The sequence below is a fragment of the Bradyrhizobium sp. IC3195 genome (assembly GCF_020193585.1).
In the GTDB taxonomy this organism is placed as follows: Bacteria; Pseudomonadota; Alphaproteobacteria; order Rhizobiales; family Xanthobacteraceae; genus Bradyrhizobium; species Bradyrhizobium yuanmingense.
Map to the genome: position 1 here is coordinate 216,430 of NZ_JADYVG010000005.1, position 24,394 is coordinate 240,823.

Here is a 24,394-nt window from a genome sequence, read left to right on the forward strand (position 1 = left end):
AGACGGAAAGACGACCATGTATCTGGAAAAATTCAGGCTGAGCGGCAAGACCGCGTTCATCACCGGCGGCGGCCAGGGCATCGGCCTCGCCTGCGCGGAGGCGCTGGCCGAGGCCGGCGCGAAGGTCATCATCGGCGACCGCGACGGCAAGGTCGCCGACGGCGCCAAAGCCAGCCTGAGGGCGAAGGGCTACGACATCGAGACCGCAATCATGGACGTCACCAACACCACACGCGTGGCGGAGGTGGCAAATGATCTCGTCGCCCGCCATGGCAAGGTCGACATCCTCGTCAACAATGCCGGCATCGCGCGGAGCGAGACGCCGGCCGAGACCGTTACCGACGAGCACTGGCTCAACGTCATCGACGTCAATCTCAACGGCACCTTCTGGTGCTGCCGCGAGTTCGGCAAGCACATGTTGAAGGCTGGAAGCGGCGCCATCGTCAATGTCGGCTCGATGAGCGGCTTCATCGTCAACAAGCCGCAGGAGCAGTGCTTCTACAACGCCTCCAAGGCCGCCGTGCACCATCTGACCAAGTCGCTGGCCGCCGAATGGGGCGCGCGCGGCATCCGCGTCAACGCGGTGGCGCCGACCTATATCGAGACGCCGCTCAACGCCTTCGTGAAGAGCAATCCGAAAATGTATGACGCCTGGATCGGTGGAACTCCGATGGCGCGCATGGGGCAGGTCGAGGAGATCGCCTCCGTCGTGCTGTTCCTCTCGTCCGAGGCCGCGAGCCTGATGACTGGCAGCATCGTGCTGGTGGATGGCGGCTACACTTGCTGGTAGGCTCACCGTCAAAACGGACGGACCGGGAGAGACCATGCCGCGAGCGTATATCGGCGTCGACGTGGGGACCACGAGCACGCGGGCAGGGGTGTTTGACGAGGCCGGCACGCTGCTCGCGACGGCCCGGCATCCGATCAGGATCTGGCACGAGGCCGGCGACATCGTCGAGCAGTCGTCGGAGGACATCTGGCAGGCCTGCGCCAAATCGGTGCGCGCGGCGATGTCGCAAGCAGCGATTACGCCGGGCAGCATCGGCGGCATCGGTTTCGACGCCACCTGTTCCCTCGTGGTGCTCGATCCGCAAGGCGAGCCGCTCACCGTCAGCACCTCCGGCGAGGCGCAGCGCAACGTCATCGTCTGGATGGACCATCGCGCCACGGCCGAAGCGCGGCTGATCAACGAGACCGAGGATGCCGTGCTGCGCTATGTCGGCGGCTCGATCTCGCCGGAGATGGAGATGCCGAAGCTGCTATGGCTGAAGCGGCATCTGCGCGCGAGTTTCGATGCCGCCGGTCACTTCTTCGACCTGGCCGATTATCTGACCTGGCGGGCGACCGGCGCGCTGCAGCGCTCGACCTGCACCGTCACCTGCAAGTGGAACTATCTCGCCCATGACGGCGGCGGCTGGAGCGCGCCGTTCTTCAAGCGCATCGGCCTGTCCGACTTCGTCGCCGAAAAATACGCGCGCATCGGCACCGAAATCGTTGCGCCCGGTACGCGCCTCGGCAAAGGTCTCACGCCGGCAGCAGCAGTCGAGCTCGGCCTTCCTCCGGGCACCCCGGTCGGCGCCTCCCTGATCGATGCCCATGCCGGCGGTATCGGTGCGATTGGCGGCCGTGACGGGGCAGCCGGCCCGAGCGATGTCGGCGATCGTCTCGCCTACATCATGGGAACGTCGGCCTGCATCATGGCGACGACGAAGGAGCCGTGCTTCGTGCCGGGCGTTTGGGGTCCCTATTATTCCGGCATGGTGCCGGATTTCTGGCTCAATGAAGGCGGGCAGTCCGCCGCGGGCGCTGCGATCGATCATCTCCTCAAGTCGCATCCCGGCCATGGCGAGGCGAGCGCGGCGGCACGCAGCGAAGGCCTCGATCTCATCGATTTCCTCGAGCGCCGCATCATCGCGCGCTCCGGCGGTGCCAGCCGTGCCGCGCTGCTGGCGCGCGACGTCCACGTGCTGCCGGAATTCATTGGCAACCGCTCGCCCTATGCCGATCCCGACACGCGCGCGGTGATCGCGGGCCTTGATCTCGACACCGATATCGCCGCGATGGAACGGCTGTTCGTCGCCGGCCTCTGCGGTCTTGCCTACGGGCTTGCGGAGGTCATCGAGGCTTTTGCCGCGCATGGGGTCCGCTCCAGCATCATGATCATGGGTGGCGGCGCCAGCCGCAGTCCTTTGGTGCGGCAGATCATGGCGGATACCACCGGTCTCACGGTCGCGTTGCCGCAGACGAAGGAGCCGGTGCTGCTGGGCGCCGCGATGTTAGGGGCGGTCGCCGGTGGCGCCTATGCCTCGATCGGTGAGACCATGGCCAAGATGTCGGCGCTGGGGCGCAAGAGCGAGCCGACCGCGCCTGATATGGCCGCGTTTCACGCCCGCAAGCGCGAGGTCTACAAGCTGCTGCGCGAGCTCGATCGCGGCAGCCGTGCCGCGATGCGCAGCGTCGCGAGAGGTTGAAGGACATGCTGATTGCCTGCGGCGACGCGCTGATCGATTTCGTGCCGACGCGAAACGTCGAAGGGCGCGAAGCGGTGATGCCCGCGGTCGGCGGCTCCTGCCTCAACGTCGCGATCGGCATGGCGCGGCTGGGCGCGCCGACTGGTTTCGTCGGCGGCATCTCGACCGACCTGTTCGGGCGCATGATCGCCGATCATGCCTCCGCATCGAAGGTTGCACTCGATCTCGCCACCCGCAGCGACCACCAGACCACGCTCGCCTTTGTCCGCATTGTCGAGGGCGAGTCGCACTACGCCTTCTACGATGCCGAGACCGCGACGCGGAACTGGACTTACCGGCATGGGTCCATTCCGTTCGATACTGTCGAGGCCGTCCATGTCGGCTCGACCACGCTGGTCAACGACCAGGGTGCGGCCGAGACCAAGGCGCTGATCGCAGACGCGCGGGCGTCGTCCACGATCTCCTTCGATCCGAATTGCCGATCGAACCTCGTCAAGGACAAGCCAACCTATCTCGCCCGCATGGTCGAGTTCTCGAGGAGTGCCGATCTCATCAAGATGTCGGACGTCGATTTCGCCTATCTCTTCGGCGAGGAGCCGTATCAGCAGCGCGCGAGCACATTGCTGGGGCAGGGGACGAGCCTCGTCGTCATCACCCGCGGCAATAGCGGTGCCATAGCCTGGCATGCGCAAGCAGGGCAGATCGAAGTGCAAGCACCGAAGGTCGAGGTGGCGGACACTATTGGCGCCGGCGACAGCTTTCAGGCGGCGCTGCTGTTGGCACTTTACAAGCAGGATCGCATCGCCCGGCCGAGATTGCAGGACATCGGCGCGGACGAGCTCCGCCGTGCGCTTTCCTTCGCCGCCAATTGTGCCGGCCTGACCTGCACCCGTCCGGGCGCCGATCCGCCTTGGAGCCACGAGATCAATTGGGACTGGTAGCCCACGTCACATCCGCGCGACGGCCTTCTCGGCACATTTGAGGAAGGTTCCGATCAACGGACTGTGGGAGTCCCGCCGCCAACAGACTGCGATGTCGAGGGAGTCAGTGACGTCACGCAGGGGTCTGAACACGACTCCGCGTGGCGCGCCGAGCTGTGCGCAGGCCGGCAGGATGGCGAGACCTTCGCCGGCCAGGACCAGGCTCATCGCCGAATGCACCGTCTCCACCCGGCTGGCGATCGGCATCACCACCTGGTGCCGACGCAATAAAGGGACGACCGCGGAGGAGGCGGGCCCATGGTCCGGATGCGGGAGTGCGATCAGCGGGCGGCCCTGCAGCCGGGCCATCGGCACCGAGCTCAAGCGGGCGAGTGGCGAGCGGATCGGCATGGCCAGCATGAAAGGCTGTGCACCGATCTTTGCCACCTGTATCTCGGGATGATTGATTGCGGGCATACACAGCGCGACTGTGACGCTGCGGTCGAGCACGCGGGCCTCACGCGTCGAGGCGCTCAGCTCAACGAAGCTGAGATCGACGCCGGGAACTGCGCGGCGCAGTTCGGGGATGAGTCGCGGCAACATCGCATTCGCCAGCACGAACATGTAACCGACTGACAGCCGGCCGCGCCGTCCCGAAGCAACCGCGCGTGCGGCTTCGGCGCCGTCGGCTGCCAACGCCAGCGCTTCGCTGGCGCGCGCCAGCAATGCCTGGCCGGCCTCGGTCAGATCCATGCCACGGGTGCCGCGGCGGAACAGCGGCGCGCCGATCTCGGCCTCGAGCTTGCGGATCTGGACCGAGAGGGGCGGCTGCGCCATCCGGAGCTGCTCGGCCGCCTTGCCGATGCTGCGCGCCTCGGCGACGGCGACAAAATAGCGGAGCCGGCGAAGATCCATTGGCATACCGAGAGCGTATGGGTTGGCGATAAAAATCGTATTGGACGGCGAGTTAACAAAACTGTCATTCTCGCTGTCAATGTCTTCGGGCCAATGGCGGCCCGCTTCGGAGCGTGATGTGACGATGAACGGCGATCCCTGTCTGTTGTCCGCGACCGAGCTGCGCGGTCTCGTCGCGGCAAAGCGGATTTCGCCAGTCGAGCTCACCCGCGCTGTGCTTGCCCGCGCCGAGGCCCTCCAGCCCGAATTGAACTGCTTCGTCACGTTGTGCGGCGACGAGGCGATCGCAGCGGCGCGCGAAGCCGAGCGCAAGGCGATGGCGGGCGAACCGCTCGGCCTGCTGCACGGCATCCCCGTAACCGTCAAGGACATCGTCAATACCAAGGGGGTCAAGACCACCTTCGGCGCCGTTCCCTACAAGGATAATGTGCCGGCCGAGGATGCCGTCGCCGTCGCGCGGTTGCGCAGCGAAGGCGCGATCCTGATCGGCAAGACCACGACGCCGGAGTTCGGCAGCAAGTGCCTCACCGATTCACCTTTGTTCGGTCGGACCCGCAATGCGTGGGACGCCTGCCGATCCTCCGGCGGCTCCAGCGGCGGCGCGGCGGTCGCTGTGGCGAGCGGCATCGCGCCGCTCGCTATTGCGACCGACGGCGGCGGCTCGACACGAATTCCGGCCGCCTGCAACGGCGTGGTGGGCCTGAAGCAGAGCAACGGCGTGATCCCGCACAGCCAGGCGCTCGACGTGTTCGGCAACCAGACCTATGTCACGCCGACCACCCGCACCGTCGCGGACACCGCGCTGATGATGCAGGCGATGGCGGGCGAAGATCCTATCGATCCCTGGTCGATCGCCGTGCCCGTGCCCGACTTCATCGGCACCGCCGCCCCGCATGGTGATTTGCGCGGGCTGAGGATCCTGTACTGCCTGACGCCGCCGGGCCGTCCGGTATCGGCCGAAGTCGCCGCCAATTTCAAGGTGAGCCTCGACCGGCTGGCCGGGTTAGGGGCCGAGCTCGAGGAATTCTCCGGCGAGGGGTTCGACATCGAGCCGATCTGGCGCGCCATCAACCACACCGTCTGGCGCACGCGCTTTGCCAAGCTTGCGGCCGAGCATCGGGACGAACTGAGCGAGGCCTTCCTCAAGCAGCTCGCGCTCGCCAGCGAAGTCAGCGGCATCGACTATCAGGAGGCGATGTTCGCGCGCACCGCGTTGTTCCGCCGCGTGCAATCGCTGCTTGCGCGCGGTCACCTGCTGGCGATGCCGACGCTGACGCGCACCGCGCTGCCGATCAAGCAGGACCTGTTCGGCAATATCGAGATCGACGGCAGGCATTACGACACCGTCCGGCCGCATTGGTTCCCCTGGACAATGCCGTTCAACATGACCGGTCACCCCGCGATCAGCCTTCCCTCGGGCTTTGCCCGCGACGGGCTGCCGATCGGGCTCCAACTGGTCGGCCGTTTCCGGGCCGATGCGGAATTGCTGCGCGTGAGCGCTCTGTTCGAGGCGTCAAGCGACCTTCTGTCCCGCTGGCCGTCTTGAGGAGATGGAGATGCAGCAAAGAGCTTGCTTAAGGCGTCCGGACATGTTGATCGTGGCCTGGGTGAGCCCTGAAGCCGAGCGCGCATGAGCGTCTTTGTCCTCCGACGTCTGTTGACTCTGCTGGCGACGCTGGTCGGCGCATCGCTGATCATCTTCCTGGTGCTGGACGCGCTGCCCGGCAACGCAGCGCAGATGCTGATGGGCGCCGATGCTTCGCCCGACGCGGTGCGCGCGCTCACCGTCAAGCTCGGGCTCGACCAGCCGCTGGCGGTTCGCTATTTGCAGTGGATCAAGGGCCTCCTCGTCGGCGATCTCGGCAATTCCTACGTCTACGGCACCCCGGTCGGCAGCCTGATCGCCGAGCGGCTGGTGCTGACCATTCCGCTCGCGATCATGGCCATGACGATCACGGTGACGCTGGCGCTCTCGGCCGGTATCTACACCGCCGCCAACCACAACAAGCTCGGCGATGTCGGCGTGATGTCGTTGACCCAAGTGGGCATCGCGCTGCCGAATTTCTGGTTCGCGATTCTCCTGGTGCTGCTGTTCTCGGTGCGGCTGCAATGGCTTTCGGCCGGTGGCTTTGCCGGCTGGGAGGACGGCATCTGGCCGGGGATCAGGTCGCTGCTGTTGCCCGCGATCTCGCTCGCGGTGGTGCAGGCCGCGATCCTCGCGCGCGTCACGCGTTCGGCCGTGCTCGAAGTGCTGCGCGAGGATTTCGTCCGCACCGCCCGCGCAAAGGGCCTCGGCAAGCGCGAGGTGCTGTGGAGCCACGTGCTGCGGAATGCCATGATCCCCGTGATGACCGTGATGGGCCTGCAATTCGCCAATCTGCTCGCCGGCACCATCGTGATCGAGAACGTGTTCTACCTGCCGGGCCTCGGCCGCCTGATCTTCCAGTCGATCGCCAACCGCGACCTGATCGTGGTGCGCAATTGCGTGATGTTGCTCGCCGCGATGGTGGTGATCGTCAATTTCGTGGTCGATGTGCTCTATGCCTTCATCGATCCCCGCATCAAGGTGCACGACCTGTGAGCGCGCCCATCACCATCGACGCGCCCGTCGCAACGCGTCCGCTGCCGGCGCGCACGTTCTGGCGCCGCGCGCTGCGCCACCGCAGCTTCGTCCTCGGTGGCACGCTGAGCCTTCTGGTGCTGGCTTCGGCACTGTTGTCGCTGGTATGGACGCCTTGGTCGCCTTACGAAATCGACATCGCCGCAAAGCTCCGCCCGCCCTCGGCGGCGCATTGGCTCGGCACCGATTCCTTCGGCCGCGACATCGTCTCGCTGCTGCTTGCGGGCGCCCGATCCACCATCATGGTCGGTGTCATCGCCGTCAGCATCGGTCTTACCTTCGGCGTCACTCTGGGTCTGATCGCCTCGGCCCGGCGCGGCTGGACGGAGGAGATCATCATGCGCTTTTCCGATTTCACCTTCGCCTTTCCGGCCGTGCTGTCCGCGATCATGCTCGCCGCCGTCGTGGGGCCGGGCATGGTGACCTCGATCGTCGCGATCGGCATCTTCCAGATCCCGACCTTGACCCGGCTGACGCGCGGCTCGGCCAATGCGATCTGGGCGCGTGAATTCGTGCTGGCGGCACGGGCGGCGGGCAAGGGGCGCTTCCGCATCACCATCGAGCATGTGCTGCCGAACATCCTGTCGATCCTGATCGTGCAGGTCACCATCCAGTTCGCGCTCGCCATTCTCGCCGAGGCCGCGCTGTCCTATCTCGGCCTCGGCACGCAGCCGCCGCAGCCATCCTGGGGACGGATGCTGAACGATGCGCAGACGTTGCTGTTCCAGTCGCCGATGCTCGCGGTCTATCCGGGCGTTGCGATCGCAATCTCGGTGCTCGGCCTCAACCTGCTCGGTGACGGATTGCGCGACCTGCTCGATCCCCGGCTGGCGCGGGAGCGATGACGATGGCCGAGTGCTCCAACATGCCTCTAATCGTGGTCGACAATCTCGGCGTTCGCCTCAACACCAGCCGCGGGCCAGCGCAGGCCGTGCGCGGTGTCAGCTTTGCGCTGAAGCGCGGCGAGACGCTCGGGCTCGTGGGCGAGTCCGGCTGCGGCAAGTCGGTCACGGCGTTGTCGTTGATGGGGTTGCTGCCGGACAGTGCCGTCGTGACCGGCAGCGTCAAGCTGGACGAAGATGAACTCGTCGGACTTGCGGATTCTGACTATTGCCGCCTGCGCGGCAACCGCATCAGCATGATCTTCCAGGAGCCGATGACTGCGCTCAATCCGATGCACACGATCGGCAACCAGGTCGCCGAGCCGCTGCGCCGTCACAAGAGTTATTCGGCGGCGCAGGCACGTCGGGAAGCAATCGCTTTGCTCGACCGCGTCGGGCTGCCCGACCCCGCACGTCGTGTCGATGCCTATCCGCACCAGTTCTCCGGCGGGCAGCGTCAGCGCATCACCATCGCGATGGCGCTTGCCTGCGAGCCGGACCTGTTGATCGCGGACGAGCCGACCACCGCGCTCGACGTCACCATCCAGGGCCAGATCCTCGACCTCATCGCCGATCTCGTCGAGGAGCGCGGCATGTCCATGATCCTGATCTCGCACGATCTCGGCGTCATTGCCGAGAACGTCCAGCGCATGATGGTGATGTATGGCGGCACCGTCGTCGAGAGCGGCCCGACCGACGAGGTGTTCCGTCGCATGGGCCATCCCTACACGCAGGGCCTGTTCCGTGCCCGGCCCAAGCTCGGCGCGCGTAAGGGGACGCGGCTGAGGACGATCTCCGGCACGGTGCCGGAGCTCGCCGATCTGCCGTCCGGCTGCACCTTCTCCGATCGCTGTCCACTCGTGATCGACCAGTGCCGCGCCGCGTTGCCGCCGATGGTGGATGTCGGCCCCGGCCATTTTGCGCGTTGCATAAGAACGGACGTGTCGATGGCCGAGCGCGTCGGAGCGCTGACCGCATGAGCATCGCCCCGCTTCTCGACGTCAGGGATCTCGAACAGCGCTACACGCTGCCGCGCGAGAGCCTGTTCCGTCCGCCGGGGCAGGTGCGCGCACTCAACGGCGTCAGTGTGCAGGTCCGGGCCGGCAAGAGCCTCGGCATCGTCGGCGAGTCCGGCTCCGGCAAGTCTACCTTCGCGCGCGTCGTGATGGCGCTGGAGCGGCCGACGGCAGGACAGGTCGCGCTGCTCGGGCGCGATCTCAACCGCTTGCCGGCCGACGGGCTGCGCCGCGCCCGGCGCGATTTCCAGATGGTGTTCCAGGATCCCTATGGATCGCTCGATCCGCGGCAGACCATCGCGCGGATCGTCGCCGAGCCGCTGACCGTGCTGGAAGGTGCCGACCGCACCACGTTCCGCGACCGCGTCGCCGCGGTGCTGCGCCAGGTCGGCTTGCGCGATGCGGACATGGAAAAATATCCGCACGAATTCTCCGGCGGCCAGCGCCAGCGCATCGCGATTGCGCGTGCGCTGATCACCCAGCCGAAGCTGATCGTTGCCGACGAGCCGGTCTCGGCGCTCGACGTCTCCGTGCAGGCCCAGGTGCTGAACCTGATGCAGGACCTCCAGGAGCAGTTCGGCCTGAGCTACATCCTGATCAGCCATGACCTCGCCGTGGTCGACTATCTCTGCGACGAGGTCGCGGTGATGTATCTCGGCCGCATCGTCGAGCAGGGGCGGCCAGAGGATTTGTTCGAGCGCTGCGCCCATCCCTATACGCGGGCGCTGCTGGAGGCGGTGCCGCGGGCTCGCGCCGGAGGTGGCCGGCGCCGCCGCGGGGCCCAGGCGATCGCCTCGCACTCGGCGGTGACGACCGGATGCCCCTATGCATCGCGCTGCCCGCTTGCCGACCAGCATTGCCGCGAGGTTCCGCCTGCGTTACGCAAGGTGGGCGAGGGGCACCTTGCCGCCTGCCACAAGGCCGAGGCCGTGATGGCGTTGCCGCAGGCGGCCATGGAAGGTTAGTGTTCGGGGCAGGATTGGCGTTAAGCTGGAAACAGGATTGGCCGGGGAGTTTGCGCATGTTCAGGAAATTATCGATCGTCGCCTTTGCCGCTGCGCTCGTCGCGGCGCCTTTGCCGGTGCTGGCGCAGAGCAAGAAGGACAGCGTCGTCATGGGGATGACGCTTGAGCCGCCGGGGCTCGACCCCACCAACGCCGCCGCTGCCGCGATCGCCGAGGTCACGCTCTACAATATCTATGAGACGCTGACCAAGATCAACGAGGACGGCTCCACCTCACCGCTGCTCGCCGAGAGCTGGACCGCGTCGCCCGATCTGAAGACCTATACGTTCAAACTGCGCAAGGGCGTCAAATTCCACAATGGCGAAGCGTTCGATTCCGCGGCGGTGAAGTTCTCGTTCGAGCGCAACGCGGCGCCCACCAGCACCAACAAGGACAAGAGCCTGTACCAGGCCTTCGAGAAGGTCGAGACGCCCGACGCCGACACCGTCGTGATCACGGTGAAATATTCCGAGCCGAACCTGCCGTTCCTGCTCGGCCAGGCGGGCGGCTCGATCGTCGAGCCGAAGAGCGCTGGCACCAATGTCACGCAGCCGGTCGGCACCGGACCGTACCAGCTTGGCGCCTGGGCCAAGGGCTCTTCGATCACGCTGAACAAATGGGCCGACTACCGCAACGCCTCTGCGATCAAGCTGTCGAAGGTGACGATCCGCTTCATCTCCGATCCGGCGGCGCAGGCCGCGGCGTTGCTCTCGAACGACGTCGACGCATTCCCGCGCATCGCGACCCGCGTGGTTGCTCAGTTCAAGTCTGATCCGCGCTTCACGGTGCTGATCGGCGGCTCCAGGGCCAAGACCATCGTGGCCATCAACCATCGCAAGAAGCCGCTCGACGACGTCCGCGTTCGCCGCGCCATCCTCGCCGCGATCGACCGCAAGGCCTTGATCGACGGCGCGGTCGAGGGTTACGGCACGCCGATCGGCAGCTTCTACACGCCGGGATCGCTCGGCTATGTCGACACCACCGGCATCAACCCGTACGATCCCGAGAAGGCCAAGAAGCTGCTGACTGAAGCCGGCGTCACCACGCCGCTCGAACTGTCATTGAAGCTGCCGCCGCCACCCTATGCGCGGCAAGGCGGCGAGATCGTCGCCGCCCAGCTCGCCAAGGTCGGCATCATCGCCAAGATCGAGAACGTCGAATGGGCGCAATGGCTGTCGCAGGTGTTCGCCGGCAATGGCCCGCACAATTTCGATCTCACCATCGTCAGCCATGTCGAGCCGTTCGACCTCGTCAAGATCACGGAGCTGGACTACTACCTCGGTTACAACAACGAGAAGTTCAACGCGCTCTACAAGCAGATCGTCTCGACGCCGGACGAAGCCGGCCGCGCCAAGCTGCTTGGCGATGCCCAGCGCATGCTGGCGACCGATGCAGTCTCGGCTTACCTGTTCCAGCCGCAATGGCCCACCGTCATCAACAAGAAGCTGAAGGGCGTCTGGAAGGAAGTCCCGCAGTTCGAGAACGACTTCTCCGCTTGGTATTGGGAATAGGCGGCGTCCATTGCTGTGCCCTCTCCACGCGTTGGAGAGGGCAGCTCCAAACAAAACCTGAAAAACAACCCCATGCACAGTAGCCGGGGTCAGTCATTTCAATGGCTTGCACGTTGCGCCTGTGTGATCGACGCGATGCGCCCGAAAGTTGACCCGTCGGGCAAAACACTGGCATGATGGCATGCTCGAGTCTCGTGGTGGAGACGCGCGCCGTCGGTCGAGGCAGCCGTGCAGAAATCATCCCGCCGCAATGCCGGCATTGCCGCGGCGGCCGTCAGCGCCGAGGCGCCGATCTCCCCAAAGCTTGATCATGCAAGGCTCGATCATGCGTCGATGAGCGATATCGCTCATGCTTTGGCCGATGGGCATGTCACTGCCACGGCGCTGGTCAAAGCCTTTCTCGCGCGCATCGAAGCCTACGACCGTAATGGACCGCAGCTCAACGCGGTCCGCGCGCTCAATCCCAACGCGCTCACGATCGCGGGCAGGCTCGACGGCGTCAAGCCGTCGGCCAAGCGGCCGCTGGCCGGCATCCCGATCCTTGTGAAGGACAACATCGCGACCGGCGACGCTCAGCCGACCACGGCGGGCTCGCTGGCGCTGGAAGGCGCCCGCGCCCGGGACGATGCAACGCTCGTCAAGCTGCTGCGCGAGGCCGGCGCGGTGATCCTCGGCAAGGCGAATCTGACCGAGTTCTCCAACATGCTCGCGGTCGACATGCCTCCCGGCTATTCGTCGCTGGGCGGTCAGGTCAAGAATCCCTATGCGCCGGCGCTGGCCGACGATCACGGCATCCCCGTCGTGTCCCCGGGCGGCTCGAGCGCGGGTTCGGCGGTCGCGGTGGCGGCGGGCTTGTGTGCGGCCTCGATCGGCACGGAGACCTCGGGCTCGCTGCTCTTTCCCGCCAGCCAGAATGGCCTCGTCACCGTGAAGCCGACGGTCGGGCTCATCAGCCGTGCCGGCATCGTGCCGATCTCGCATAGTCAGGACACCGCGGGGCCGATGACGCGGACCGTGCGCGACGCGGCGCTGCTGCTCAATGTGCTCGCGGCCAAGGACCCGCTCGATCCGGCGACGCAAAAGCAGCGGCGGCCGGCCGATTACACCGCCGGTCTGACGCGCGATGCGATGAAAGGTGCGCGCATCGGCGTGCCGAGCGATCCCGCCGATCCGCTGAATGATCCCTTCTTCCGCAAGCTGCCCCTCAAAGGAGCGAAGGTGGTAGGGGAAGCGATCAAGGTGCTGGAGGATCTCGGCGCCGTGATCGTGCGCGCCAGCATTCCGACAGCCGGCTGGATGAGCGGACCGGGTACGATCATGGCCGTGCTCAACCGCAATCCGCTGAGCGCCAACAGGGGCAATGCGGTCCCGCAGCGGATCGTCTTCATCTACGAGCTGAAACGAGATCTCAACCTCTACCTGAGGGATTGGGCGACCAACACCACCATCAAGACCATGACCGACATCGTGACCTTCAACGAGGCCAATGCGGGCAAGGCGCTCCGCTTCGGCCAGGACAACTTCCTCGCAGCCGACCTCACCCGGGGCGACCTAAGCGAACGCGAGTACAAGGCGGCACTCGCCATGGACCTGCTCAGCGCCAGGACCCGCGGCATGGATGCCTACATGAACCAGCACAAGCTCGACGCCGTGCTGTTCCCGGGCAGCGAAGGCGCCGCAATCGCCGCCAGGGCGGGCTATCCCAGTGTCCTCGTGCCGTGCGGCTTCGTCGCCGGCGTCGACGGCAAGGACACGCCCGATTATCCGTTCGGCGTTACCTTCGCAGGCCGCGCCTGGAGCGAACACAAGCTGCTGCGTCTGGCCTACGCGTATGAGCAGGCCTCCGCCAAGCGCAAGCCGCCACCCGGCTTGCCGGCGCTTTAGAGTGCACTGTGCATGTGCCGGTTGGTGGTGGTGGCATGCGCTGACAAATCCGTTGTCTGTTCTCACCGATATGGCGGACGTGCCGTCCTGCCCTGGGGAGGGCGCTTTGTGACCCGAAGGCGCCATCGACCAGACGTCTAATCGGCCCTTCAACTCACCTGTGTGCCCTTGTGTTATTGTATCCCTTCCGGGAACTCGATGGAGGGAAGGATGGACATTCGATCGAAATTGACGGCGCTGTGTGAAGCGTTCAACGCGCACGACTTGGATTCCATCATGGAGTTCTTTGCTGACGATTGTGTCTTGGAGATGCCGAGGGGAAGCAAGCCTTGGGGCTCCCGCTTCGAGGGCAAACGCAACGTACGAGACGGGCTCGCGACGCGCTTTGAAGGCTTACCGGATGTTCACTACGGCGACGCCGAGCATTTTGTGGATACGATGGCAAACACGGGCATTTCAAAATGGACGCTAACGGGCACGACCGGCGAAGGAAAAAAGATCGAGGTCCGAGGATGTGACTTTTACACTTTTCGCGCGGACGAGGTGATCCGCAAGGACTCGTATTGGAAGATTGTTGAAGGACCTTCGTCAGCCTAACGACGCGCATGTCCGAATGTGGCCCAGAGGTGCGGGTCCAGGCAGCGTCTCTGTTGTCGGCTCATCGGGGGAAATCGGAAGTAACCTGCGTGCCGACAATTGGCGCGCGGACGGCAAAGCGCGCAGGCAGAACGCTTTCATACATTTCCTTTCCAGATCAGCCATCGGTAGACGCCGAACACGTTGATAAGTGTCACCACCACGTTTTGCACCATCAGCGCATATTCCGCTGTTAGATAGCCGACGACGATCCAGATCACCGATGCACCGCTCAGTACGACGAAGGCCCAGCCGGTAACGAGTGGCCGCGCCCGCGCAGCTAGGATCAGCCCGGCCCCGATCGTGCCGACTGTCGCCACCCAACGCAGGATTTCATCCATGACCCGTGTGCTCCCCGAAAGCCGACGTCGGAGCGTCGCTCCGCGATTTGCCTATACGGACGCAGTCACAGGCAGGCCGCCGGAGTGGAACTTTCCGTCTCGTGCCGACCACCATGCGACCCCCGCCCGAGCGACTTGGCTCCACAGTGGCGGCGGAAGGTCAGGGCACCACTGTGGTGATCCCGTGCGGTATCAACTCCGCTGCGCCGAAATCGGAAGCTCCTTTTTTCTCATCCCCGAACCGCGTTTCCATCAACCGGCGTGCGGCACATTGCCCCGGGCTGCCGAAATGAAGTCTGAGCCAAGGACTTATCTGCGCAACGAGCTGATCGAATGAGCGCGACTTCCGCTGTTGGCCCATCTTCCGTTAGGGCGTAGCGACGAGTTGTCCGGAGCGGGGTAAACCGGAAGCGCCCCGACTGCTGGGCAAACCGGCGGCTTTTGACCCGAAGCGGACCTCGCTAGATTTCTCTCAACTGCGAGCAAAGCTGCTAACTCAACGGAAGGTTTGCCGGGTGAATGATCCACCGGCCGGATCGGATGAGTAGCAGGATGATAGATCGCGCAGCACGCGACCAGCTTTCACGAAACCTTAGACACCTGATTGCCAACTCGATTACCAACGATCAGTTTGAACGAACTATGCCGGTGAACGACGGGGACCCAGCGATCTGGGCGATTACAGACATGTCGTGGCTCCTCTACAGCGATATGAAGGAGCATCGCTTGGTCGGACGTCACAGCCTCGATCCGGTCTGGAAACGCGAAGTGCTGCGCTGGATATTGTTTCTCGACGGCGACTTTGAGTACCGTTGGCGGAAGATTTCATTGCCCGGCCTCCACCCGATGCGACGCGCCCGCCCGATGTGGTGAGTTGGCACAATCCGATTTCTCACGATCGTGCCTCCGGCTTTCTTGCGGCTGGAGATTACAATGCTTGGCCGTTCATTTCCCGATCCGAGTACAAGCATGCGTTGAGGCATCCGAGACGTCTGGCCGGAAGGCCAAGGTAAGGGCCTAGTGGTAGCGTAGAGACAGCGTTCATGAGCGAAAATCTCGACACGGCCGAGCGATGTGCTCAGATTTCGAAGGCCGCGAATGATGAAACTATCCGGTCGATATTTGCCCGGATGTCTGAGCTGTATCGTGAGTTGCACGAGCAAGAGGAGAGGCTTGCGGATTGGAAGAGGCAGCAGGGTCCTACTTCAACATTTGATTTCATAGTCAAGAAACCTCGCGATTAGCGCAAGCTTTTGACCCGATGCAGACTTCAACCGCCGATTAGCTGCTCTCACGAGGTCTGCTCTTTAAGCGATACAGAAGCACCTCGTGGAGTTCGATCTTCTGCTCTTGACGAAAAATTTGCAAGAAAAACGAAAAGGCTTCAATGAGGAGCCTGACGGCAAACACAGTCTTGTAGGGTTGATGCGCGGTTCTTCTCAGTTGCGCCAGCTTGGCGAGCTTGCCGCCGAGCAAGCCGTTTTTGTAGGATCGGTCGTACCACACGGCGGCTCTCAACTGGTTCAAACGCCCGTCTCGGGACTGATAGTGCGTCGCGAGCCAAAACTGTGCGTTCCAATTACCTTTGACAGCGAGCTTGCGAAGTTCTCGAACCCCCTCCGGGACACCGCGAAGCTGAAGGAAGCGGGCTCGATGTAAGACGCCGTTCTCCTGACCAGATGAGGCGGCACGATCAAACCAGTTCCATGCCGTCACGAGATCGGGCGCAACGGCATCACCTCGGGCATACTCCCACGCGAGGGCCAACTGAGCGTCCACGTCGCCGGACGATGCAGCAGCGATCCATTCAGGAATCTTGCTACGACGCTTAGCGAGATTGTCAGCGCGGGTCGTTAGTGAAAGCCGCATCGTTCAAAGCAATATCCCTGCGATCCTCGGATTTTGTCACACAGGAAATTAAGGAAACACCACTCTGTGGCTAACAATTGGAAGCGACGTTTGTCCGCTTCTGGCCCTGAGCCGAACAATGCTGAGGCCATCAATGTTGGCTCTCAGAGCGGCGGCGGAGCCGTGCGTACCTCGACTGCTGCTTGTGGCCCCTTTCCAGACGCCGAACACTCAACGGAACGAGCCAGTTTCCGTGGTTGCCGAAGGGGCGAGATCGGCGTTTCGAAAGCGATCAGCGAGCGCAAAGACGTCCGCACGCTCGATGATCAGATCGCGGAACAGTCGTGCCCGGTGTGACATCCATTGCGGGTCGGGATAGACGACATGCATGGGCAGCGGCGGCACGACGAAGTCGGGCAGCACATGGACGAGACGGCCGGCCGCGATGTGCTCGACGGTGCACCAGTTCGGCAGCACGGCGACGCCTATCCCCTCCAATGCAGCCAGCGTCATCACGTCCGCATCGTCGCAGGTCATCGCCGGCGCGATGTCCACGACGTAACGGCCGGTTTCGGATTCGAACGTCCACTGATTCTTCTGCGACAGGCGCGAGTAGGTGACGCAGGGCATGCGGCGCAGATGATCCGGCAACGAGGGTACCTGATGACGCGCAAGCAGCGCGGGCGCCGCCACCAGCAGGCGTTTAATGGTGCCCACCCGCCGCGCCACCAGCGAGCTCGAATTGAGGCTGCCGATCCGTATCGCAAGCTCGGTCCCGGTTTCGATGAGGTCGACGAACTGTTCCGTAAAACTGACGTCCAGCCGGACATCAGGATAGCGGCGGGTATATTCGGCGAAGATCTCACGGAAGAAGAAGCGGCCGAACGAGGTCGGCACCGTCATGCGCAACGTCCCTGACGGATTGCCGATCCGGCTTTGCGTCGGCGCGCCGGCGCTCTCGAGCAGCGCGACGATGTCTTTGGCGTATTTCAAGACGCGGTCGGCTTCCGGGGTCGGCCGCAGCTTGCGCGTGGTGCGCACGAACAGTCGGCAGCGAAACTCGGCTTCCAGCAGCGCGATGCGCTTGCTGATCGCCGGCTGACCCAAACCGAGGTCGTCGGCGGCCTGGGTGAAACTCCCTGCCTCCATCACCCGGATGAAGGTCTGCAGCGCCTCGATCCGGTCCATTCATTCCTCGCCGGAATTTATATTATTCTGACCATTCCATATACGGCATGGCTGGTCCGGTCTAGCCTTCCTGCGTTCAGGGGAGGACACGAATGAGCAAATCGATCGGCATTCTCGGGGCCGGCACCGGCGGCCTGCATCTGGCGCTCTACCTGCAGAAGCAGGGCATTGCGGCAACCGTGCTGACGGACCGCGCCCCGGAGCAGTATGCGGCGACACGGCTGATGAACACCGTCGCGCATCACAGCGTCACCATCGCGCGGGAGAACGAGCTTGGCGTGAACCACTGGGATGATCCCCAAGTGGTCTATCACCACCACGATCATTTCTTCAATTTCCCCGACGGCGGGCTCCTGTTCCGCGGTGCATTTCAGCGGCCGAGCCGCGCGGTGGATTATCGAATCTACCTGCCGGCCCTGATGAAGGACTTCGAGGATCGTGGCGGCCTGATCGAGTATGCCAGCATTCAGGATGACGACATCCCCGCGCTGGTCTCGCGCTTCGACCTTCTCGTCGTCTCCACCGGCAAGGGCGCCCTCGGGCGGATGTTCGCTCACCGGCCCGAACTCTCTCCGTACGATCGGCCGCAGCGCCTGCTTTGCGTCGGCCTGTACGACGGCGTCGATCACGGCAGCCCGGATGACGACGATCCGCGCGGCGTCACCCTGTCCGTCTCGCCCGGCCATGGCGAGATGATCGTCATCCCCACGCTGAGCTTCGGCGGCATGAAAACGGCGCTGTTGATGGAAAACATTCCCGGCGGCGACATGGCCGACCTGGTCTCGCTCAGCTACGATGCCAACCCGGCAGCATTCCGCCAGACCCTTCTGGACAAGCTGGAAAAGCATCATCCGCACACCTACGACCGGATCGACACGCATCGCTTCGGGCTGGCCCAGCCGCTCGACCTGCTGCAAGGCGCGGTGGTGCCGACGGTGCGGCAGTCCTGGGTAGCTTTCGACGGCGACAAGCTCGCCATTGCCTTGGGCGACGTTCACTCCGTCGTCGATCCCTTGATGGGCCAGGGCGCCAACATGGCCTCATATGCGGCCTTCGAGCTCGGCAAGGCGATCGCCGATGCGGTGGCATTCGATGCGCGCTTCGTCGAGGACGTCGACCGTGCGCGCGAGAACCGCGTGCTTGCCGCTGCCCGCTGGACCAACATGATGCTGCAGCCGCCATCGGAAGCCATGGGCCGGCTGATCTTCGCCATGTCGCAGGACCGGGAGCTTTGCGACGAGTTCACCGAGAACTTCAATTATCCGGAGCGCCAGTGGGATCGTCTGGCGAGCGACAAACGCATCCACGCCTGGATCGATAGAAGCGGCAGGATCGCCGCCTGACGACGAACCGCCGTACGGACTCAGTTTCGCTCCTGGGCGGATGCTGAACCATGTCTGAGAGGAACACCAATGCATTGCCTGACCGTTCTTTACCCGACGCCCGACGATCCATCGGCCTTCAGGGCCTACTACGTCGACAAGCATGCCCCCCTGGCAGCGACGCTCCCTGGTCTGGTGCGTCATCATTACGCTTTCCCCCAACGACTCGGACCGGGGGAGGCGCCGTTCTGCATCTTCCAGGCCTTCTTCCCCGATGCGGCTGCGATGGACGCGGCGCTCGGTTCGGAGATCGGCCGGAAGGTCGCAGCCGACGTGCCAAACTATTCGCCCAAGGGGGCGACACTCTGCCATTTCAAGATCGAAGGCGCGTAATGGGCCATCATGCCGAACCGGCCGGTTTTCGGGCAGCCGCATCGCGGTTCGCGACGGGCATTACCGTCGTCGCGACCGTCGATGAGGATGGCGCGCCGCTCGGCATGACCGCCAACAGCTTCACGACCGTTTCGGCAAACCCGCCGACGGTGCTTGTCTCTCTCATGCACGGGCGGACGTGGCAGGCTGTGGCCAGGTCCGGCGTCTATTCGGTCAATGTCCTGCATGCGGAAGACGCCGCGATCTGCGCGCACTTTGCCGGAAGGCCCTTGCTGCGCGACGCTCCGCCGCTCGTCGCTCGCCAAGGATTTTTCGTGCTCCCGCAGGCGATCGCGCAGTTCGCCTGCGAGGTGGTCCAATCGATCGAAATCGCCGACCACACGCTCTTCATCGGCGAGGTGCGCTGGTGCCGGCACAATGAGGGAACGCCTCTCGCATTCTACGCCAGCCGTCTTCGAAGGGGCGTCGGGATGGAAATCTCTTCCGCGGATCGTGTTTCCTATCCCGGTGACGGATGGTGGACCTGAGACGACTGTGCTCGGAAGGGTGAACCACTATACCTTCCGTCTCCCAATGCAACCCAGCGCATTGCATATGATCCGCGCGATCGCAATCGCTCCAAGATTCTGCACATCGCGCTCGGGAACGAATTCGACGATGTCCAGGCCGACTATTCTGGACTTTGCCGCGACACCCCGTATGAGATCGACAACGTCGAAATAGGACAGGCCGCCGGGCTGTGGGACGAGCACGCCGGGGATGACCGATGGATCGAGACCGTCGCAATCGATGGTCATCAGGCACTCGCCGTCATCCTCGATCGCGTCGAAAACGCTTGCGATCCCGTGATGCTGGACATGTCTTGCCGTGAAGATCTTCGCGCCCCACGCCTTTGCATCGTCGAATTCGGCGCGACCGGAGCCGCCGATGCCGCGCAAGCCGACCTGCACGATGCGCTTGACCCAGGGCAATTCGCTGGCGCGCCGCATCGTGCTGGAGAAGGTATAGCCCGATCCGTTTCGCTGATCCCGCCAATCAAGGTGGGCGTCGATCTGCACGACTGTCAGTCCCTTGCAGTCCTGGAACGCCTCGAAGAAAGGAATGGGGACGGAATCATCACCGCCCAGGAGAATCGGAACGGCGCCGACCGAAAGGACGGCCTGCGTGGCTGCTCTGATGGCATCACGGTTGCTCTCCGGCGTCATTGGGTCGGTCGGGACGTTTCCACCGTCCAAGACCCTCATTTTGCTCGGATCGAGCAGCTCGGCGTCCTGATCGAAATCCCAGCGGGTGAGATCGCTCTCATAGTGACGCAGCGCGCGACGGATGACGTCGGGCGCTCTTGCGGCATGGCTGGTCTGACCTGCGAGGTACGGGGTGGCATCCGACGCGCCGAACAGGATCGCGTCAGCCGCCGGCGGTGGGGCGGTCAGGTCGCAGGCCTCAACGCCTAGGAATGTCGTCATGTCGGGATGCACTACGCGTATCCATGGATCACCCGCGCGTCCGTCAACGTGCATCGCTCGACCGTGTTCCGGGTCGGTATCTCGATGTCCCCTGGAATGCCGCTGTCACTTGGAGGGTCTTGAACGTCTGGAACTCTCATGCGTTAGTCGGCGGCGCCATCCGGCATGACGATGCGGCCACGGAGTTCGGTTCTTGCTCAGACTTTACAGGTGGCCGTCCGACGACTGGCACGGCATCGGCGCGGAAATGCCCACGGAGGTCATCTGGGCCGATCTTCTAAACGGTACCGACGAGGAAAAGCAGTTCGTCGAGCGGCTGCTCGGCATCCGCATTCCCTCGGAAGACTCGCTCAGCGAGATCGAGGCGTCGAGCCGCCTGATCTTCGACCACGGCACGCTCTATCTCAGTTCGCCCGCGGTCCGGGTCACCGAGGCCGACGAGGCCGAGATCACGCCGGTGGGCTTCGTCATCGGTCCGCATGTGCTGGTGACGGTGCGCTTCGCAGAGCTGCCGATCTTCGACGACATCGGCAAGCGCATCGGCTCCGATGACAGCCTGGAGAACGGCATGTGCGTGTTCGTCAGCCTGCTCGAGGCCATGATCGATCGCGGCGCCGATGTCCTGGAGCATCTCGGCGGCAAGGTCGATCAGCTTTCGCGGGGTGTCTTTAGGGGCGGGCTGGTGCGCACCCAGCGCCCGGTGCGCTCCAGCCGCAGGATGCGGGAGGCCCTGGAGACTGTCGGCGAGCTGGCCGACCGGCTCGCCAAGGCGCGCGATGTCCTGCTCGGGGTGGGCCGCGTTGCCGCGTTTGCCGGCGACGTCGGCAGCGAGTGGATCACGGCATCCTCGAAGAAGCGTCTGGAAGCCGTGTCCAAGGACGTCGTCTCGCTCAGCGATTACGAGACGCGATTGTCGGACAAGATCCAGCTGCTGCTCGATGCCGTGCTCGGCTTCATCAACATCCAGCAGAACGAGCTGTTCAAGATCCTGACGATCGTCTCAGTCGTCGGCGTGCCGCCAACCATCATGGTCGGCGTCTGGGGCATGAACTTCAAGCACATGCCCGAATTGGACTGGAGCTTCGGCTATCCGCTGGCCTGGCTCGCAATCATCGCCAGCGGCCTGTTGCCGCTGATCTGGTTTAAGCGGCGCGGCTGGTTCGAGTGATGGCAGCGGCGCATCGTTCAAACGATGCGCCGCTGCTCGATCATGCGGCCTTGGCGTCCGCCTTGCTGATCCAGTCGCGGGCGAGCGTCACGTCAGCTTGCGACAATTGATGGCCTGCCGGCAGCACCTTGTGGGTGACGCTCGCACCTGCCTGCGACAGCAGTGCGGCGAGCCGTGCCGAATTGCTCGCCGGCACGATTGGATCAGCCTGCCCGGAGAGCAGCAGCACCGGCTTGCCGCCGAGCGCAGCCTTGGGCGGATCCGACAACGGCACCATCGCGCGCAGCAGGATCGCGCCGGCCAGCACGTCCGGCTGCAGCAGCAACAGCGCGGCCGCGATGTTGGCGCCGTTGGAGAATCCGACTGCGATCGGCGCGGCGAGGCCGTAGCGTTGCCGCGCCTCTGTGACGAACTCGCCCAGCTCGTGCGCGCGACGGCGCACGTCCTCCTCGTCGAACACGCCTTCGGCGAGACGGCGGAAGAAGCGCGGCATGCCGTGCTCGAGCACGCGGCCGCGCGGCGAAAGCAGGGCAGAGCCGGGCGAGATCATCTGGCCGAGGCCGAGCAGGTCGTTCTCGTCGCCGCCGGTGCCGTGCAGCAGCAGCAGAGGTGGAGAGCCCGCGTCGCCTGCGGGCTCGAAACGATGGATGAATGCAGTCTCCGTCATGACGCGGTCTCTTCCAGATTCGGCAGAACGCCCTCGATCTGCTTGCGGTGCGGTTCGAGGAAAGCAGGCAGCTTCAGCTTGCGCCCGAGGCTCGCCACGGGCTCGTCGACCGCGAAGCCGGGGATGTCGGTCGCGATCTCGAACAGCACGCCGCCGGGCTCGCGGAAATAGATCGAGCGGAAGTAGTTGCGGTCGCGCTGCTCGGTCGGGTGCAGGCCGTGATTGCTCACGAGCTTCGCGGCCATCTGGCCCTGTGCGGCATCGTCGGCGGCACGGAAGGCGATGTGATGCACCGAGCCGCCGCCCTGATGGCCCCGCAGGAAGCCCTTGGCCTCGTAGATGTCGACGACGCTGCCCTCGGCATCGCCGGGTGCCTTGAAGCGGATCACCGAGCCCTCGCGCCCGGTCTCCTTGAAGCCGAACACGTCGGTGAGGATGGCCGCCGTCTTCGCCGCGCTGTCGAGCAGCAGGGTCACGCCGTGGAAGCCGCGGATCGCATGCTCGGCCGGCACGTCGCCATTGCTCCAGCCCGGCTCGTTTTCGGCACCGGGAATGCCGACCAGCGCGAGCGCCATGCCATCGGGATCGGTGAACGGCAGCACGGACTCGCCGAAGCGCTTCTCCAGCGCTTCGTACCGAATGCCCTTCTCGGTGAAGCGCTGCGTCCAGTAACCGAGCGAGCGCTGCGGCACGCGGAAGGCGGTCTGATGGGTCTCGCCGACGCCGCGGCGGCCGGCCGAGGCGCCGGCCCACGGAAAGAAGGTCAGGATGGTGCCGGGGCGGCCGGTCTCGTCGCCGTAATAGAAGTGGTAGGTGCCGGGATCGTCGAAATTGACCGTCTTCTTGACGAAGCGCAGGCCGAGATCCCGCGTGTAGAAGCCGAAATTGCGGATGGGATCGCCGGCGATCGCGGTGACATGGTGCAGTCCAGACATTGTCGTCCTCCAGATTCGGGGAGCGGTCTTGCTCTGGCCGGAAATATCGTTCCGCTTTGGATTGGAGACAATCCATGCAAATATGACGGCTATGTCTACGATTTGGAAACAGTTGACGGGGCGATCCCTTGGATAAGCTCGGCAGCCTCCGGGCCTTCGTGAAGGTGGTGGAAAGCGGCAGCTTTGCCGAGGCCGGCCGGCAGCTGCGGCTGTCGCGCTCGGCGATCAGCAAATACATCGCCGACCTCGAGGAGAGCCTCGGGGTCCAGCTTCTGAAGCGCACCACAAGGCACGCCAGCCCGACCGAGAACGGCCAGCGCTATTTCGAGCGCGCGGTCGTGATCCTCTCGGAGATCGAAGCGGCGGACCAGGCGGTGACGCAGGCGCAATCGGCGCCGCGGGGACTGCTCCGCGTCAACGCGCCGATGTCGTTCGGCACGATGCGCCTCGGGCCCGTGCTCGCCGATTTCATGGCGCGCTTCCCGGAGCTGCAGCTCCAGATCGTGCTCAGCGACGATCTGCTCGATCCCGTGCAGGACGGCTTTGACGTGACCTTGCGGATTGCGGAGCTGGAATCGTCCAGCCTGATCGCGCGCAAGATCATGCCGGTGGCGCGCATGATCTGTGCGTCGCCGGATTATCTCGCCCGGCACGGCACGCCAAAACATCCGCAGGATTTGCGCGAGCATGCTTCGCTGACCTACGGCTTCCTGCTGACAGGCAATCAATGGAAGCTCACAGGCCGCGACGGCGATCACTGGATCCAGCCGGCCTGGTCGCTCTGCGTCAACAATGCCGAGGTGCTGCGCGACGTCGCAGTCAAGGGCAGGGGGCTGGCGCTGCTGCCGGAGTTCATTGCGGCCGATGCGTTGCGGAAAGGCGAGTTGCGGACAGTGCTGGATGATTATTCCGCGCCGCCGCTAGCGCTCTATGCGGTGTATCCGCCGACGCGGCATCTGTCGGTGAAGGTGCGGCTGTTCATCGATTTTCTGGTCGAGCGGTTCGGGCGGGAGGATGAGGAAGTTGGCGGGCGCAGACGTGCGGAGGCTGGGTCGTGAAGCCACGAATCTGCCGGGGCAACGGCTCGCAGCGCCAGTCTAGGGACTCTGCCGCTGAAATTGTGAGTGGCATGGGTTCTCCCATTGTCAGCGTTGTTGACAGTGATTCCTCGGAATTACTCTTGCGCGAATGATAAGATGAAGTCCGGC

The 24,394-nt window shown here is 64.3% G+C and carries 24 protein-coding genes; 17 read left to right on the forward strand and 7 right to left on the reverse strand.

Going from position 1 to position 24,394, the window contains the following annotated elements; translation table 11 throughout:
• The first annotated feature begins 16 nt into the window (after positions 1-16).
• From I6F09_RS13655 to I6F09_RS13665, 3 genes are read left to right on the forward strand one after another with little or no spacing between them, the layout of a single operon-like run.
• Positions 17-790, forward strand: a complete 774-nt coding sequence (locus tag I6F09_RS13655; protein WP_036023419.1) for an SDR family oxidoreductase — start codon at positions 17-19, stop codon at positions 788-790.
• 34 nt (positions 791-824) lie between these two features.
• A complete protein-coding gene (locus tag I6F09_RS13660; RefSeq protein ID WP_225188263.1) occupies positions 825-2,471 on the forward strand; it encodes an FGGY-family carbohydrate kinase in 1,647 nt (548 codons plus the stop codon).
• A 5-nt stretch (positions 2,472-2,476) separates the two neighbouring features.
• Positions 2,477-3,412 (forward strand): carbohydrate kinase, encoded by a 936-nt coding sequence (locus tag I6F09_RS13665; protein WP_225188264.1) that lies wholly within the window; start codon positions 2,477-2,479, stop codon positions 3,410-3,412.
• A 6-nt stretch (positions 3,413-3,418) separates the two neighbouring features.
• Here the strand turns inward: I6F09_RS13665 and I6F09_RS13670 are convergent, their stop codons facing one another.
• Complete coding sequence (locus I6F09_RS13670; RefSeq protein WP_036005494.1) at positions 3,419-4,306, reverse strand: LysR substrate-binding domain-containing protein; 888 nt, start codon at positions 4,304-4,306, stop codon at positions 3,419-3,421.
• A 124-nt stretch (positions 4,307-4,430) separates the two neighbouring features.
• Here I6F09_RS13670 and I6F09_RS13675 point away from each other — a divergent pair, with 124 nt between their 5' ends.
• The 8 genes from I6F09_RS13675 to I6F09_RS13710 all read left to right on the forward strand — a co-directional run bounded on the left by I6F09_RS13675 (position 4,431) and on the right by I6F09_RS13710 (position 13,819).
• Entirely contained in the window at positions 4,431-5,852 is a 1,422-nt protein-coding gene (locus I6F09_RS13675; protein WP_225188265.1) for an amidase family protein, read from the forward strand.
• An 84-nt stretch (positions 5,853-5,936) separates the two neighbouring features.
• Complete coding sequence (locus I6F09_RS13680; RefSeq protein ID WP_036005490.1) at positions 5,937-6,887, forward strand: ABC transporter permease; 951 nt, start codon at positions 5,937-5,939, stop codon at positions 6,885-6,887.
• Positions 6,884-7,771 (forward strand): ABC transporter permease, encoded by an 888-nt coding sequence (locus I6F09_RS13685; protein ID WP_036005488.1) that lies wholly within the window; start codon positions 6,884-6,886, stop codon positions 7,769-7,771. Before I6F09_RS13680 ends, I6F09_RS13685 begins: the two co-directional genes overlap by 4 nt.
• A gap of 2 nt (positions 7,772-7,773) precedes the next feature.
• Entirely contained in the window at positions 7,774-8,787 is a 1,014-nt protein-coding gene (locus I6F09_RS13690; protein ID WP_036005531.1) for an ABC transporter ATP-binding protein, read from the forward strand.
• Positions 8,784-9,788 (forward strand): oligopeptide/dipeptide ABC transporter ATP-binding protein, encoded by a 1,005-nt coding sequence (locus tag I6F09_RS13695; protein ID WP_225188266.1) that lies wholly within the window; start codon positions 8,784-8,786, stop codon positions 9,786-9,788. The genes I6F09_RS13690 and I6F09_RS13695 overlap by 4 nt, the downstream gene beginning before the upstream one ends.
• Positions 9,789-9,844: 56 nt before the next feature.
• Positions 9,845-11,338, forward strand: coding sequence for an ABC transporter substrate-binding protein (locus I6F09_RS13700; RefSeq protein ID WP_225188267.1), 1,494 nt, complete (start codon positions 9,845-9,847; stop codon positions 11,336-11,338).
• A 228-nt stretch (positions 11,339-11,566) separates the two neighbouring features.
• Complete coding sequence (locus I6F09_RS13705) at positions 11,567-13,222, forward strand: amidase family protein (RefSeq protein WP_225188268.1); 1,656 nt, start codon at positions 11,567-11,569, stop codon at positions 13,220-13,222.
• Positions 13,223-13,432: 210 nt separating this feature from the next.
• Positions 13,433-13,819 (forward strand): nuclear transport factor 2 family protein, encoded by a 387-nt coding sequence (locus I6F09_RS13710; RefSeq protein ID WP_036035076.1) that lies wholly within the window; start codon positions 13,433-13,435, stop codon positions 13,817-13,819.
• A 137-nt stretch (positions 13,820-13,956) separates the two neighbouring features.
• Here the strand turns inward: I6F09_RS13710 and I6F09_RS13715 are convergent, their stop codons facing one another.
• A complete protein-coding gene (locus I6F09_RS13715; RefSeq protein ID WP_225128883.1) occupies positions 13,957-14,199 on the reverse strand; it encodes a hypothetical protein in 243 nt (80 codons plus the stop codon).
• Between the two features lie 552 nt (positions 14,200-14,751).
• On the opposite strand from I6F09_RS13715, the gene I6F09_RS13720 reads away from it, so the two are divergent.
• Positions 14,752-15,072 (forward strand): hypothetical protein, encoded by a 321-nt coding sequence (locus I6F09_RS13720; RefSeq protein WP_225128885.1) that lies wholly within the window; start codon positions 14,752-14,754, stop codon positions 15,070-15,072.
• Between the two features lie 408 nt (positions 15,073-15,480).
• On the opposite strand, the gene I6F09_RS13725 is transcribed toward I6F09_RS13720, so the two are convergent.
• Complete coding sequence (locus tag I6F09_RS13725; protein WP_225128887.1) at positions 15,481-16,068, reverse strand: hypothetical protein; 588 nt, start codon at positions 16,066-16,068, stop codon at positions 15,481-15,483.
• Positions 16,069-16,278: 210 nt separating this feature from the next.
• Positions 16,279-17,235, reverse strand: a complete 957-nt coding sequence (locus I6F09_RS13730) for a LysR family transcriptional regulator (RefSeq protein ID WP_225133545.1) — start codon at positions 17,233-17,235, stop codon at positions 16,279-16,281.
• A 92-nt stretch (positions 17,236-17,327) separates the two neighbouring features.
• Here I6F09_RS13730 and styA point away from each other — a divergent pair, with 92 nt between their 5' ends.
• The 3 genes from styA (at position 17,328) to I6F09_RS13745 (ending at position 19,477) form a co-directional block, all read left to right on the forward strand.
• Positions 17,328-18,578 (forward strand): styrene monooxygenase subunit StyA, encoded by a 1,251-nt coding sequence (styA, locus tag I6F09_RS13735; protein ID WP_225143945.1) that lies wholly within the window; start codon positions 17,328-17,330, stop codon positions 18,576-18,578.
• Between the two features lie 69 nt (positions 18,579-18,647).
• Positions 18,648-18,950 carry an EthD family reductase gene (locus I6F09_RS13740; RefSeq protein ID WP_225143943.1) on the forward strand — a complete coding sequence of 101 codons (303 nt, stop codon included), beginning with the start codon at positions 18,648-18,650 and terminating at the stop codon, positions 18,948-18,950.
• On the forward strand, positions 18,950-19,477 hold the full coding sequence (locus I6F09_RS13745; RefSeq protein WP_225188269.1) for a flavin reductase family protein: 528 nt from the start codon (positions 18,950-18,952) through the stop codon (positions 19,475-19,477). Before I6F09_RS13740 ends, I6F09_RS13745 begins: the two co-directional genes overlap by 1 nt.
• 27 nt (positions 19,478-19,504) lie before the next feature.
• Here I6F09_RS13745 and I6F09_RS13750 read toward each other — a convergent pair whose 3' ends face one another.
• Positions 19,505-20,416 carry an arginase family protein gene (locus tag I6F09_RS13750; protein ID WP_225188270.1) on the reverse strand — a complete coding sequence of 304 codons (912 nt, stop codon included), beginning with the start codon at positions 20,414-20,416 and terminating at the stop codon, positions 19,505-19,507.
• Positions 20,417-20,609: 193 nt separating this feature from the next.
• Here I6F09_RS13750 and I6F09_RS13755 point away from each other — a divergent pair, with 193 nt between their 5' ends.
• Entirely contained in the window at positions 20,610-21,584 is a 975-nt protein-coding gene (locus I6F09_RS13755; protein ID WP_036005440.1) for a magnesium transporter CorA family protein, read from the forward strand.
• Positions 21,585-21,624: 40 nt separating this feature from the next.
• Here I6F09_RS13755 and I6F09_RS13760 read toward each other — a convergent pair whose 3' ends face one another.
• Positions 21,625-22,251 carry an alpha/beta hydrolase gene (locus tag I6F09_RS13760; RefSeq protein ID WP_036005438.1) on the reverse strand — a complete coding sequence of 209 codons (627 nt, stop codon included), beginning with the start codon at positions 22,249-22,251 and terminating at the stop codon, positions 21,625-21,627.
• Positions 22,248-23,186 (reverse strand): ring-cleaving dioxygenase, encoded by a 939-nt coding sequence (locus I6F09_RS13765; RefSeq protein WP_225188271.1) that lies wholly within the window; start codon positions 23,184-23,186, stop codon positions 22,248-22,250. The genes I6F09_RS13760 and I6F09_RS13765 overlap by 4 nt, the downstream gene beginning before the upstream one ends.
• Before the next feature lie 128 nt (positions 23,187-23,314).
• On the opposite strand from I6F09_RS13765, the gene I6F09_RS13770 reads away from it, so the two are divergent.
• Positions 23,315-24,244, forward strand: a complete 930-nt coding sequence (locus I6F09_RS13770; RefSeq protein WP_225188272.1) for a LysR family transcriptional regulator — start codon at positions 23,315-23,317, stop codon at positions 24,242-24,244.
• The last annotated feature ends 150 nt before the right edge of the window (positions 24,245-24,394 follow it).